General features: G+C 70.0%; 12 protein-coding genes. 4 read left to right on the forward strand and 8 right to left on the reverse strand.

Annotated elements, in window-relative coordinates; all coding sequences use genetic code 11:
- Positions 1-6: 6 nt before the first annotated feature.
- The 4 genes from AB0I94_RS04440 to AB0I94_RS04455 form a co-directional block, all read right to left on the reverse strand.
- Positions 7-2,079: a SpoIIE family protein phosphatase gene (locus AB0I94_RS04440; RefSeq protein ID WP_363307899.1), complete on the reverse strand. Its 2,073-nt coding sequence runs from the start codon at positions 2,077-2,079 to the stop codon at positions 7-9.
- A 55-nt stretch (positions 2,080-2,134) separates the two neighbouring features.
- A complete protein-coding gene (locus tag AB0I94_RS04445; RefSeq protein ID WP_363307900.1) occupies positions 2,135-2,866 on the reverse strand; it encodes a methyltransferase domain-containing protein in 732 nt (243 codons plus the stop codon).
- Between the two features lie 127 nt (positions 2,867-2,993).
- A complete protein-coding gene (locus tag AB0I94_RS04450; RefSeq protein ID WP_363307901.1) occupies positions 2,994-3,680 on the reverse strand; it encodes a DUF402 domain-containing protein in 687 nt (228 codons plus the stop codon).
- A gap of 67 nt (positions 3,681-3,747) precedes the next feature.
- Positions 3,748-5,154: a class II fumarate hydratase gene (locus tag AB0I94_RS04455; RefSeq protein WP_363307902.1), complete on the reverse strand. Its 1,407-nt coding sequence runs from the start codon at positions 5,152-5,154 to the stop codon at positions 3,748-3,750.
- Between the two features lie 122 nt (positions 5,155-5,276).
- Between AB0I94_RS04455 and AB0I94_RS04460 the strand changes: the two genes are divergently transcribed.
- Positions 5,277-6,812 (forward strand): ricin-type beta-trefoil lectin domain protein, encoded by a 1,536-nt coding sequence (locus AB0I94_RS04460; protein ID WP_363307903.1) that lies wholly within the window; start codon positions 5,277-5,279, stop codon positions 6,810-6,812.
- 78 nt (positions 6,813-6,890) lie between these two features.
- On the opposite strand, the gene AB0I94_RS04465 is transcribed toward AB0I94_RS04460, so the two are convergent.
- Positions 6,891-8,558: a fumarate hydratase gene (locus AB0I94_RS04465; RefSeq protein ID WP_363307904.1), complete on the reverse strand. Its 1,668-nt coding sequence runs from the start codon at positions 8,556-8,558 to the stop codon at positions 6,891-6,893.
- 159 nt (positions 8,559-8,717) lie between these two features.
- Here AB0I94_RS04465 and AB0I94_RS04470 point away from each other — a divergent pair, with 159 nt between their 5' ends.
- Together AB0I94_RS04470 and AB0I94_RS04475 are read left to right on the forward strand one after the other, a co-directional pair.
- Complete coding sequence (locus AB0I94_RS04470) at positions 8,718-9,398, forward strand: DUF1707 domain-containing protein (protein WP_363307905.1); 681 nt, start codon at positions 8,718-8,720, stop codon at positions 9,396-9,398.
- A 127-nt stretch (positions 9,399-9,525) separates the two neighbouring features.
- On the forward strand, positions 9,526-9,945 hold the full coding sequence (locus AB0I94_RS04475) for a WhiB family transcriptional regulator (protein WP_363307906.1): 420 nt from the start codon (positions 9,526-9,528) through the stop codon (positions 9,943-9,945).
- 160 nt (positions 9,946-10,105) lie between these two features.
- On the opposite strand, the gene glpX is transcribed toward AB0I94_RS04475, so the two are convergent.
- Positions 10,106-11,137 (reverse strand): class II fructose-bisphosphatase, encoded by a 1,032-nt coding sequence (gene glpX / locus AB0I94_RS04480; RefSeq protein ID WP_363307907.1) that lies wholly within the window; start codon positions 11,135-11,137, stop codon positions 10,106-10,108.
- A 215-nt stretch (positions 11,138-11,352) separates the two neighbouring features.
- Between glpX and AB0I94_RS04485 the strand changes: the two genes are divergently transcribed.
- Positions 11,353-11,871: a DUF4245 domain-containing protein gene (locus AB0I94_RS04485; RefSeq protein ID WP_363307908.1), complete on the forward strand. Its 519-nt coding sequence runs from the start codon at positions 11,353-11,355 to the stop codon at positions 11,869-11,871.
- Positions 11,872-11,949: 78 nt separating this feature from the next.
- Here the strand turns inward: AB0I94_RS04485 and AB0I94_RS04490 are convergent, their stop codons facing one another.
- Positions 11,950-12,540, reverse strand: a complete 591-nt coding sequence (locus AB0I94_RS04490) for a malonic semialdehyde reductase (RefSeq protein ID WP_363307909.1) — start codon at positions 12,538-12,540, stop codon at positions 11,950-11,952.
- 166 nt (positions 12,541-12,706) lie between these two features.
- Complete coding sequence (locus tag AB0I94_RS04495; RefSeq protein ID WP_363307910.1) at positions 12,707-12,967, reverse strand: exodeoxyribonuclease VII small subunit; 261 nt, start codon at positions 12,965-12,967, stop codon at positions 12,707-12,709.
- Between the last annotated feature and the right edge of the window lie 73 nt (positions 12,968-13,040).

Raw genomic sequence — 13,040 nt, forward strand, 5'->3', positions numbered from 1 at the left:
CCCGGCTCAGCTGTGGTTCAGCTCGAACCACACCACCTTGCCGGTGCTCAGGCGTGTCGCGCCCCAGCGCCGGGCCAGCTTGTTGACCAGGTAGAGCCCGCGACCGCCCTCGTCCGTGGCCCGCGCCTGGCGAAGGCGCGGGAGCTGCGGCACGTCGTCGCCGACCTCGCAGCGCAGGACGTCCGTACGCAACAGGCGCAGGGTCACCGGACGCGACGCGTACCGCACGGCGTTCGTCACGACCTCGCTGACCAGGAGCTCCAGGGAGTCGGTCAGCTCCTGAAGGCCCCAGCGCTCCAGGGCGCTGCGGGCCAAGCGCCGGGCGCGGGCGGGCGTGGCGTCCTCCGGCTCCAGGTACCAGTACGCGACGTCGCTCGGCGCGATGCCGTCGAAACGGGCGGCGAGCAGCGCGATGTCGTCGTCCCGGTCACCGGGGCCGAGCATGTCGAGCACGTCGTCGCAGAGGGCCTCCAGGGGCGGCGGATGGTCCGGGCCCGTCAACTGGGCGGTGGCGGCGAGCCGTTCGCGCAGCTGCTCTATGCCCGTCCACACGTCACGCAGGCGGGACTCGACGAGGCCGTCCGTGTAGAGCAGCAGCGTGGCGCCCGCGGGCGCGTCGAGCTCCACGGCCTCGAAGTCGACACCGCCCACGCCGATGGGCGCGCCCGGCGGGACCCGCAGAACCTCGGCCCGGCCGCCCAGGTGCAGCAGCACGGGTGGCGGGTGACCGGCGTTGGCGATGGTGATGCGGTGCGCGACCGGGTCGTAGACCGCGTACAGGCAGGTCGCCATGCGGTCCGAGCCGAGCCGCTGGGCCTGCTCGTCCAGGTGGTGCAGGACCTCCTGGGGCGGCAGGTCGAGCCCGGCCAGGGTCTGCGCGGTGGTCCGCAGCTGGCCCATGATCGCCGCCGATGTCATGGAGTGCCCCATGACATCGCCCACGACGAGCGCGACCCGGCTGCCGGGCAGCGGGATCGCGTCGTACCAGTCGCCGCCCACCCGGGCGGTCTCGGCGGCCGGGAGATAGCGGGACGCCAGGCGTACGCCGGTCGGGCGCGGCAGGGTCTCGGGCAGCATCGTGCGCTGGAGCTCGTCGGCGATGTACGCCTCGCGGCCGTACAGCACGGCCTTGTCGATGCCGAGCGCGCTGTGCGTGGCCAACTGGGCCGCGACCAGCAGGTCGTCGGCCTCGAACGCGGGCCGGTCGGCGCGGCGCAGGAACACCGCGGCGCCGATCACCCGGCGCCTGCCCCGCAGCGGCGCGAGGATCGTCCGCTGCCCCGCGGGCGCCGTGCGTCCCTCGCCGAGCAGTTCGGGCAGGGCGGCGCGGGCCGCGGGGGCGTCGGCGAAGACCGGGCGCACGCCGCGCAGAACCTCGGCGAGAGCGCCACCGGGGCGCACCTCGCACAGCTCCGCGGTCGTCACGAGGTCGCTCTGCGACTGGAGGGCGGGCATGGTGCCGTCGTCGGTGTCGGGCTCCTCCGCCCCTCCCTCGATCGAACGCAGCCGGTCGGTGCGGCGCAGCCGCAGGATGAGCGCACCGCTCGGCCGCTCCTCGCCGACCGGCAGCGGGTCGCGCAGATAGACCAGTATCGCGTCGGAGAACGTCGGCACCGTGGCCCGGCACAGGCCCATCACGATCTCGTCCAGATCGATGCCGCGGGCGATGCGCCGGGTCGCGGCGCCCACAAAGCGCAGCCGGTCGCCGTCACGTCGCATCGCCGCGGGGCCGGAGCCCGGCGGTCGTGGCTGTCCCGTACGCCGCTCCTCGCCGCCAGGGGCGCCCGGGGGGACGCCGTCGTGATTGTCGTGCCCGCCGCCCTGCCCGGCCCCTTGGTCGGGGCGCGGCCGGTGCGGGTCGGGCTGCTCCCCCGGGGGCCCGGACGGCTGGGAGTGCTCGTCGCTCGGGCTCGCGGTGGAGTCGCCCGTACGGGCCTGGGCCTGTGCGGGCAAAGCGGCCTGGCCCGGGGTGTCCCGTGCCTTCCGGGCACGCACCAGCGCCCCGCGGGGATCCGCGGGGGCGGGGGGCCGGGCAGCTCGGGGCTGTCGGCCCTCGTCGGGGATGGAGTGCTCCGTCACGCGTTTCGAATCCGTCCGTCCGGGGCTGCGCCTTGGTGTCCGGTGGCTACGTTGGTCAGCCGCGTCGGCAGTGCATAAAGAGCTGGTGCTCGGGGTCGGGGCCTCCCCTGGTCGAACGAAGTGGAGAGCTCGGGGAAACGTCGGTGCTCGCCGGGGCGTAGGAGTACGTGTCCTCGTCGATGATGTCGAAGCCGGCGTCACGTACGACCTGCCGCAGTTCCTCCCGCAGGTAACCGGATACCCGGATCGTGTGCCCCAGGAACGGAATTCCCGCGTCGTCCAGGTCGGCCTCGACCATGGACAGCGCGAGCAGGCCGCCGGGGCGCAGCAGTCCGTGCAGCAGCCGCAGAGCGTACGGGATTTCGGCGCGCGGCAGCATCAGGAGAGAGAAGAATGCCGCGATCCCGTCGAACTGGCCGACCCCGTCGGGGCCTTCGGCCCGCAACGCCGCCACGTCGAGCTGCCGGAACTCGGCGTTGTGCGCAGGCACGTTCTTCCTGGCGAGGTCGAGCATGCCGGAGGAAAGATCGACGCCGAGGACGTGATGCCCGGCGTCGGCGAGTTGACGGGCGGTCGGGATTCCGGTGCCGCAGCCCACGTCGAGCACCCTGGACCCGGGCGGCAGCGCCTCGGCCAGCCTGCGCCCGGCGGCCAGTTGGCCGTCCTTGTGCGGGTAGGCCTCGTCGTAGAGCCTGCCGATGGCGTCGAATGCCTCGGCCTGCCCCGCCCGGTCCGGCAGCACGGCGGATGGCCCGCCGTACCTGTCGAACTCGCTCGCCTCGCTCACGTTCTGCCGCCCTTCGGTGACACCCTGTCAGGCAACGCGCAAGCTCAGGGAGTTGCTGCTGAGTTGCTGCTGTGCGCCCTTGCGGAGGACGATCCTACGTTTGAACCATGGGGGCGCATCAAGGGTCTCATGACGTCACATGCGCGGGCGTGCGGTCCCAGTCATCCGGAAGGGGTGGAATCACCCAGTCCGGATCGGGTCGCCAGTGGGGCCAGTTGTCCGAGAACGGCGGTCCCCACGCGCGGATCACGTCGATGGCGGCATGCCCGGCCGCCCGCACTTCCCGGGCCTTTCCGGCGTCCATCAGCCCAGCGTGCTGTGCCTGGGTGAACTCGTCCTCGTCGTGCCACTGCCACGTCCGGTCCGGCCGCACGGAGATGTCCAGAAAGTGATCCTCGGAATCGATGCCTCCGGACCAACGGGCCCGTGGCTCCTCAAGATTCACGTACCAGTTCTTGAACCGCCATCCCGGGTCCCAGAACAGCCACACCGACCACGGCTCCGCGGGGCGGGCGAGCTTCAGTACGCCGGTACCGGACCAGCGGTCCCTGCACAGGGCGCGTGGCTTCGTGTAGCGGGTGACGAGCGGTTCGTGATGGACGGAAGTACCGTCGGCCATCACGGGTTTCACGCATTCGGTGCCGGGGGCCATCCACACGGCGAGCATCTCTTCGGTGTCCTGCACGACCGTGACGGGCCGGCAGATGTGGATGCCGTTCCCGGCGTTCTCCTTGTACCGCCACAGCACATGGGATCCGGGGGCCCAGCGTGCTGCTTCGCTGCTCGTCGTTGGCGGCGTGGTGAGGTCTGTCATGCAGAGATATTAGTCGGCGCCCGGACAAGCCCCGCGGAACCCGTCCGGGCGTGAAGGGGAGGGCAGTCTAGGGACGCGTCATCCGCAGTACGTCCAGTGCCTCGTCCAACTGCGCCAGGGAGAGATCGCCCCGCTCGACGTATCCGCCCTCGAGGACGACCTCGCGGATGGTCTTCCGCTCGGCCAGCGACTTCTTGGCGACCTTCGCCGCCTCCTCGTATCCGATGTACTTGTTCAGCGGAGTGACGACCGAGGGCGAGGACTCGGCGTACTCCCGGGCCCGCTCGGCATTGGCGGTGATTCCGTCCACCGTCCTGTCGGCGAGCAGCCGCGAGACGTTGGCGAGGAGCCGTACGGACTCCAGGACGTTCTTGCCGATGACCGGCAGCATCACGTTCAGCTCGAAGTTGCCGGCGGCCCCCGCCGCGGCGACCGTCGCGTCATTGCCGGTGACTTGCGCGGCGACCATGAGGACCGCCTCCGGGATGACCGGATTCACCTTTCCCGGCATGATCGAGGAACCGGGCTGCAGATCGGGCAGGTTGATCTCGGCGAGGCCGGTCCGCGGGCCGGAGGCCATCCACCGCAGGTCGTTGGCGATCTTCGTGAGACCGACGCCGATCGTCCGCAGCTGCCCGCTGGTCTCCACGATGCCGTCGCGCGCGCCCTGAGCCTCGAAGTGGTCCCTGGCCTCGGTCAGCGGGAGCCCGGTGGCCCGCGCCACCTCGGCGATCACGGCCGCCGAGAAACCGGGCGGGGTGTTGATCCCGGTGCCCACCGCCGTGCCGCCGAGCGGCAGTTCGGCGAGGCGGGGCAGCGAGGCCTTGAGCCGCTCCACGCCGTACCGCACCTGTGCCGCGTAGCCGCCGAACTCCTGGCCCAGGGTCACGGGCGTGGCGTCCATCAGATGGGTGCGTCCGGACTTCACCACGTCGGCGAACTCCGCCGACTTTCGCTCCAGGGCGGTCGCCAGATGCTCGAGCGCCGGGATCAGGTCCTGCGTCACGGCGCCCGTGGCCGCGATGTGGATCGAGGAGGGGAAGACGTCGTTCGACGACTGGGACGCGTTCACGTGGTCGTTCGGGTGGACGCTGCGGCCCAGTCGCTCGGAGGCCAGCGTCGCGAGGACTTCGTTCGTGTTCATGTTGGACGACGTGCCGGAGCCGGTCTGGAAGACGTCCACGGGGAAGTGCTCGTCCCAGCGTCCTTCGGCCACCTCACCCGCCGCGTCCGCGATCGCCTCCGCGATGTCCTTGTCGAGCACGCCGAGGTCCGCGTTGACCTTCGCGGCCGCCGCCTTGATCCGGGCGAGCGCGGCGATGTGCGCACGCTCCAGGCGCTGTCCGGACACGGGGAAGTTCTCCACCGCCCGCTGCGTCTGCGCCCGCCACTTGGCGTGTTCGGGGACCCGCACCTCGCCCATGGAGTCGTGCTCGATCCGGTACTCACCGCTTGCGCTGGCGTCGCTCGTCATGCCTCGAACCTACCTCTCCGGCAAACATCGCTGAAAAGTTGAGCACTTGTCTTGTTCCGGGTATTCCCAAGGCTCTTACTCACCAGTAAAAACCGTGGGTAACACCAAACCGGGGAGGCGCGATGAAGCGCACCAGACAAGGCCGCCAGGCTCGGCTGCGATGTACGTTCGGGGCGGCCGTGGCGATGGCGGCGTTACTCGGCACGGCAGTCGCCATGCCGGCCCAGGCCGCCGAGGACAGGAACCGGGCGCCCGCGGCCACGCCCCTGCCGCCCGACCTGGAGAAGATCCGGGCGGCCGAGGCCACCGAGCTCTACGGCGATCCGGCCGAACGACCGCTCGCGGACCGCAGAACCGGGCTGATCTCCCTCGGCGACAGCGAGATCTCGGGGGAGGGCGTCGGAACGTACGAACCCGGCACCGACGGTCCCGACAACTGGTGCCACCGCTCCCCGGACGCCGCGATCCACCGCACCGGCATCCCCGCCGACGTGACGTACAACGTCGCCTGCTCGGGTGCGCAGACCGTCAACATCAAGATCGGCGGCCAGAAGCAGTATCCCGACGAGCTCGTGCAGAGCGACAACCTCGCCGTCAAGGCGCGCAACACCAGGATCAAGGCAGTGATGCTCGTCATCGGGGCCAACGACGACCTCCAGTTCGCGCCGGTGATGACCGACTGCGTGACGCGGTTCCTGCTCAGTCAGGGCGCCTGCGCGGGCAAGTACAACGACGGCTGGCAGGCGCGGGTCGACGCGCTCGTGCCCAAGGTCGAGCAGTCCGTCCGCGACCTGAAGACCGTCATGAAGGACGCGGGATACGCGGGCGACGACTACAAGCTGGTCGTCATGGGCTACCCGAGCCCGATCGGCCCGGACTTCAGGGACAACCCCAAGTTCCCGGGCAAGCTGGTCTGCGGTGGCCTCGGCTACGACTCCGACACCGAGTGGGGCCGCAACTACGCCGTCCCCGCCTTCGAGACCGGCATGCGCAAGGCGGCCAAGGCCGCAGGGGCGACCTACCTCGACAACTCCCGCCTCTTCCACGGCCATGAGGTCTGCATGGAGGACGCCTGGGCGCGCGGACTGTACGTGGACCTCTCCAACCCCTTCCCGCCGGACGCCAACTCGGTCCGCCAGTCCTTCCACCCCAACGCCCGCGGCCACGCGGCCTTCGCCTCGTGCCTGACGCAGCTCTACGACTCCGGCTGGAGCGAGGGCGGTTGCGCGGACCCGGCGAGCACGGGCAGCCCGAAGCTCTACCAGGGCGGGTGGGACGACGCGTACAAGCCGCTCAAGAACGCGGGCACGGGGACGTGCGTGGACGTCGACGCGTCGAAGAGCCGCAACGGCACCAAGGTCCAGGGCTGGGACTGCACCGGCAACCGCAACCAGACCTGGTGGTACGACGCCGGGCTCGGGTCCGTGCACACGGGCCTGACCCAGGACCGCTGCCTGGACGTGCCCGAGGGCGCTTACCGCGAAGGCACCGCCGTCACGCTGTGGAACTGCCACGGGGGCGCCAACCAGAAGTTCGTCCGTGAGGCGGGGACTCTGCGGCCTGCCGCCGCGAATGGGCTCTGCCTCACCCTGGCGGGAGCCAAGGAGCCGCTGCGGCTCCAGAAGTGCACGGGGGCGGCGAACCAGCGGTTCGCCTGACCCCGGACATACGAAGGGGCCCTCTCCGCGCGCGGAGAGGGCCCCTTCGTAGTGCTACCGGTAGTGCTCCTGGTGGTGCTACGCCAGGCCGGGACCGCGGACCGGGATGGACGTGAACGTCGGCTCCGGGGCCGGGTTCTGGAAGAAGTCGTTGCCCTTGTCGTCGACCACGATGAAGGCCGGGAAGTCCTCGACCTCGATCTTCCACACCGCCTCCATGCCGAGCTCCTCGTACTCGACGACCTCGACCTTCTTGATGCAGTCCTGTGCGAGACGCGCGGCGGGGCCGCCGATCGAGCCCAGGTAGAAGCCGCCGTGCGTGTCGCAGGCGTCGGTGACCTGTTTCGAGCGGTTGCCCTTGGCGAGCATGACCTTGGAGCCGCCCGCGGCCTGGAACTGCTCCACGTAGGAGTCCATCCGGCCGGCCGTGGTCGGGCCGAAGGAGCCGGAGGCGTAGCCCTCGGGGGTCTTGGCGGGGCCCGCGTAGTAGACCGGGTGGTCCTTCAGGTACTGCGGCATCTCCTCGCCCGCGTCGAGCCGCTCCTTGATCTTGGCGTGCGCGATGTCGCGGGCCACGACGAGGGGTCCTGTGAGCGAGAGGCGGGTCTTCACCGGGTGCTTGGTGAGCTCGGCGAGGATGTCGTCCATGGGCTGGTTGAGGTCGATCTGGACGACGTCGGCGGCCTCGTTCAGGTGCTCGTCGGTCGTCTCCGGCAGGAAGCGCGCCGGGTCCGTCTCCAGCTGCTCCAGGAAGACGCCCTCGGCGGTGATCTTCGCGGTGGCCTGGCGGTCGGCCGAGCAGGAGACGGCGATCGCGACGGGCAGCGAGGCGCCGTGCCGGGGCAGGCGCACCACGCGGACGTCGTGGCAGAAGTACTTGCCGCCGAACTGCGCGCCGATGCCGATCTTCTGCGTGAGCTCGAAGACCTTCTCCTCGAGCTCCTTGTCCCGGAAGCCGTGGCCGGTCGGGGAGCCCTCGGCGGGCAGCTCGTCCAGGTAGTGCGCGGAGGCGTACTTCGCGGTCTTCAGGGCGAACTCGGCGGACGTGCCGCCGACGACGATCGCCAGGTGGTAGGGCGGGCACGCGGCCGTCCCCAGCGAGCGGATCTTCTCCTCCAGGAACTTCATCATGGAGGCCTCGTTCAGGACGGCCTTCGTCTCCTGGTAGAGGAACGACTTGTTCGCCGAGCCGCCGCCCTTGGCCATGAAGAGGAACTTGTAGGCGCCGCCGTCGGTCGCGTACAGCTCGATCTGCGCGGGGAGGTTGGAGCCGGTGTTCTTCTCCTCCCACATGTTCAGGGGAGCCATCTGCGAGTAGCGCAGGTTCAGCTTCGTGTACGCGTCGTAGATGCCGTGCGAGAGCGCCTTCTCGTCCTCACCTTCGGTGAGGACGTTCTGGCCGCGCTTGCCCATGACGATGGCCGTGCCGGTGTCCTGGCACATGGGGAGCACGCCGGCGGCCGCGATGTTCGCGTTCTTCAGCAGGTCGAGCGCCACGAACTTGTCGTTGCCCGACGCCTCCGGGTCGTCGACGATGCGCCGCAGCTGGGCCAGGTGCGCGGGCCGCAGATAGTGCTGGATGTCGTGGATCGCCTCGGCGGCGAGCTTGCGCAGCGCCTCCGGGTCGACCTTGAGGAACGTCCGCCCGTCGGCCTCGAAGGTGGAGACACCCTCGGAGGTCACCAGCCGGTACGGGGTGGTGTCCTCTCCCAGCGGGAGCAGATCGGAGTACTCAAACTCTGGCATTTACGGCCATTCCTCACTCGGCAGACAGCGGCGCGGCCTCCATTGGCGACGCGCCAACCAGCGTAGAACGCCACGGGACGGCCGAGCCTGTGAGGTAAGGCTCAGTAGGGCGGCTCGGGGGGTAGTCGCGATCTATCGCGTTTGGGTACGCTGAGTGGTGTGGACCTAGAAAAGCGCCCTCAGCAGACCCACCCGGAACCGCAGCCGGCAGGCCTGCGCGCGTCGGACACCGACCGGGACCGCACGGCGGACATCCTCCGCGAGGCGCTCGCCGAGGGGCGCCTGACCGCCGAGGAGCACAGCGAGCGCATCGACGGGGTCTATCGCGCCAAGACCATGGGCGAACTGGAGCCGTTGGTCAGCGACTTGCCCGCGGCGAGCGGCGCGGCGCACCCGACGGTGCGGCCCGAGCCCGTCCCCTCCCGGCCCTCGGACGGTGTGGTGCCCCCGGTCGCCGACGAGAACCTGGTCGCGGTCTTCAGCAGCTCCGTCCGCAAGGGCCGCTGGCGCGTGAGCCGCCGCACGCACGCGTACGCGATCTTCGGCAACGTGGAGATCGATCTCAGTGAGGCGATCTTCGAGCAGCGGCAGGTCGTCATCAGGGCGATCTCCGTCTTCGGCAACGTCGAGATCCGCGTCCCGGAGAACGTCTCGCTGCGGGGCAACGGCACCGGGGTGCTCGGCAACTTCGAGGTGGACATGCTCGATTCGGCCGAGCGGGACGCGCCGGTCGTCTTCGTCGACGGATATGCCGTCCTCGGCAACATCGAGGCGAAGCCCAAGCGGGGCAAGCTCGTCCGGGACCTGCACAAGCACTTGCGCAAGCATCTCGGCCACTGAGGGGCGCATCCGGGCCACCGGCGGCGCGAAGGTTCGTACATCGGAACTCAGTGCATAGGCGCGTGCACAGCGGGTAGAGCTTGCTGCATCGTCTCTCGCTCGCGAAGCCGTCGTCAGGAGTAGACCCGTGCTGCAGCCGTCGCATCAGTCCCTGCAGGTCGCCGCTGTTCCGGCCGCTGGGGCCTCCCCTGAACGAGCACGTAACAGTGCTTGGGGAAGGGTGCCAGTGCGCGATCATGATTCGGACGCCCCATGGCACACCGAGGCGGTGTGCCGACGAGACGAGGCCGGGCTGTTCTTCGCCCCGTCGAAGGAACCGACCGCTTCCCGTCTGTCCCGGGAGGAAGCCGCGAAGCGCGTCTGCGGCGGCTGTCCCGTGATGGTCGAATGCCGGGAGCACGCCCTGCTCCAGCCCGAGCCGTACGGCGTCTGGGGCGGCCTCACGGCCGCGGAGCGCCGCGTGGTGCTCGCCAGGCGGCGCCGGCGCGAGGTGGAGCTCAAGAAGGCCGCGCACACGTCCGCGGGTCCGATCGCCGCGGCGGGATAGCTCTGCCGTACTGAGGTGACGTACGTGGCTTGCGTGACGTACGTGGCTCAGTGCGCACGTGGCGTCCGTACGCCGAAGGGGGCGTCCCCCGCACGGGGCGCCCCCTCCGGTGTGCGCAACTCGCGCACGGTGAACCCTACTTGGCGTGCGTGGCGCGCACTTACTTGGCGCGGTCGAAGTCGATCGCGCTGTAGGCGCGCAGCTTCGCGAGCCGGTGGTCCGAGTCGATCTTGCGGATCGTGCCCGACTTGGAGCGCATGACCAGGGACGAGGTCGAGGCCGTCTCCGCGGCGTAGCGCACGCCCTGGAGCAGTTCGCCGTCCGTGATGCCGGTCGCGACGAAGAAGACGTTGTCCCCGCGGACCAGGTCGGTCGTCGACAGCGTGCGGTCCAGGTCGTGGCCCGCGTCGAGTGCGCGCTGGCGCTCCGCGTCGTCCTTCGGCCACAGCTTGCCCTGGATCACACCGCCCAGGCACTTGATCGCGCAGGCCGAGATGATGCCTTCGGGGGTGCCGCCGATGCCCATGAGCATGTCGACGCCGGTGCCCTCGCGCACAGCCATGATCGAACCGGCGACGTCGCCGTCCGAGATGAACTTGATGCGCGCGCCGGTCTCGCGGATCTCCTTGACGATGCCCTCGTGACGGGGGCGGTCCAGGATCATGACCGTGACGTCCTCGGGCGAGCGGCCCTTGGCCTTGGCGACGCGGCGGATGTTGACGGAGGCCGGGGCGTTGATGTCGACGTAGTCGGCGGCCTCCGGGCCCGTGACCAGCTTGTCCATGTAGAAGACCGCGGACGGGTCGAACATGGCGCCGCGGTCGGCGGCGGCGAGTACGGCGATGGCGTTCGGCATCCCCTTCGCGCACAGGGTCGTGCCGTCGATCGGGTCGACGGCGATGTCGACCTCCGCACCGGTGGAGTCGCCGATGCGCTCCCCGTTGAAGAGCATCGGTGCCTCGTCCTTCTCGCCCTCACCGATGACGACGACGCCGTTCATCGAGACGGTGGAGACGAGGGTCCGCATGGCCCTGACGGCGGCGCCGTCGGCGCCGATCTTGTCGCCGCGGCCGACCCAGCGGCCCGCGGCCATGGCGGCGGCCTCGGTGACCCGGACGAGCTCCAGGGCGAGGTTGCGGTCGGGAGCCTCGGGAGAGACTTCGAGCTCGGAAGGGAGATGATGCTCGGTCATCGGAGAGCACCTTTCTGCTGATACAAAAAAGTGGCGCGCCTGTAGGGCGTCCTTGGAAGGGCGGGGGTGGGAGACGGGAGGGCGGCCGGATGAGGGTTTGGAACGACTCTATCCGTAGGCCGACAAAATGAGCAGAGGGCCCCACGCATGAGCGGACCGGACGCTCAGGGGCCACCGGGGGAAGAGCCGTCCGCGGGGCCTGAGACCATGGGTGCGTGGCAGGCAGACAAGGCAAGCAGACCGTACGGAACATGCTGTGGTCGATGGCGGTGATCACCCTCTTCGCCGGCGTGATCTACGTCTTCATCCCGCACGACGACTCCAAGACCCCCGTCAAGCGCGTCGACTACAGCATCGAGCTGCTGACCGCGCGACGGGCGGCGGCGTACCCGGTGGTGGCCCCCGAGGGCCTGGACAAGGCGTGGAAGCCGACGTCGGTGCGGTTCGACGGCACCAAGGGTGACAGCTGGCACCTGGGTTTCCTCGACCCGTCCGGTGAGTACGTCGCGGTCAAGCAGTCCACGGCCAAGCCGGTCAAGTTCATCGAGGAGGTCACGCAGCGGGCCGAGCGGACGAAGGTGACCGAGAAGATCGGCGGCCGGACGTGGCACCGCTACGAGGGGCAGACGTACGACGCCCTGGTACGTGAGGACAAGGGCGCGACGACGGTGGTCGCGGGCACGGCGTCGTTCGGGCAGCTGACGCGGATGGCGCAGGCGCTGAAGACGTCTTGAGCCCGGCGCACGACTGAGGGGCCCCGGCGACAACAGCGCCGGGGCCCTAGGTCGTGCAGGGTGTCAGTCGTGTCAGTCTCAGACGGTCTCGATGACCTGGTCGAACTCGAGGCGCGGGGAGCGCGGGAACCAGGCGTTCTCGGCGGGCTTGCCGATGTTGACGACCATCAGCGGGGTGTGGTCGCCGTCCAGGAACTCCTTCTGGACGCCGGCGGCGTCGAAGCCGGTCATCGGGCCCGCGGCCAGACCGGCGGCGCGCACGCCGATGATGAAGTAGGCGGCCTGCAGCGCGGCGTTGAGGTGCGCGGCGCCTTCGCGGGCCGGGCGCTCCGAGAAGAACACGTCCTTGGCCTGCGGGAAGTGCGGGAACAGCGCGGGCAGCTCCTCGTGGAACTCGTTGTCCGCGGAGAGGATCGCGACGAGCGGGGCGCTCGCGGTCTTCGGCTGGTTGCCCTCGGCCATGTGCTGGACCAGGCGCTCGCGGGCCTCGGGGGAGCGGACCAGCGTGACGCGCAGCGACGACAGATTGAAGGCGGTCGGGCCGAACTTGACCAGGTCGTAGATCGCCCGTACCTGCTCGTCGGTGACCGGCTCATCGGTGAAGGAGTTCGCGGTGCGGGCCTCGCGGAAGAGCAGGTCCTGTGCGGCGGGGTCAAGGACGAGAGACATGGATCAACCTTCTCGGTGCGTGCGTGGATCAGCTTGCGTCACCGACGGTACGGCCTTGCGGTTTAACCTTCAACAAAATCGGCCGCTTGGTGATCCGCTTCACAACGCGGCAGGTCACGGGGACGGTCTTCCGACTCGGGCGTCGTCGGGCGGCGTCGGCGGCGTCCTAGCCCTCGTCGTCCTCGTCGTTCTCGCCGCCGTCCCCGTCGGCCCCGGCAAGGGCCGCGTCCAGGCGGGCGCGGGCGCCGTCCAGCCAGCGGCGGCACACCTTCGCCAGCTCCTCGCCGCGCTCCCACAGGGCGAGCGACTCCTCCAGGGTGGTGCCACCCGTCTCCAGGCGGCGTACGACCTCGATGAGCTCGTCCCGCGCCTGCTCGTAGCCGAGTGCGTCCGCCGGGCTCGCGGCTTCGTCCGTCTTGCTGGTCATGTGCCCCACCCTAAATGTCGGTTCGTACGGCCTGTGTGGCTTGGATGGCCTGTGTGGCTCGTGTGGCTTGGAA

This window comes from Streptomyces sp. NPDC050147, from assembly GCF_040660195.1.
Lineage (GTDB): Bacteria > Actinomycetota > Actinomycetes > Streptomycetales > Streptomycetaceae > Streptomyces.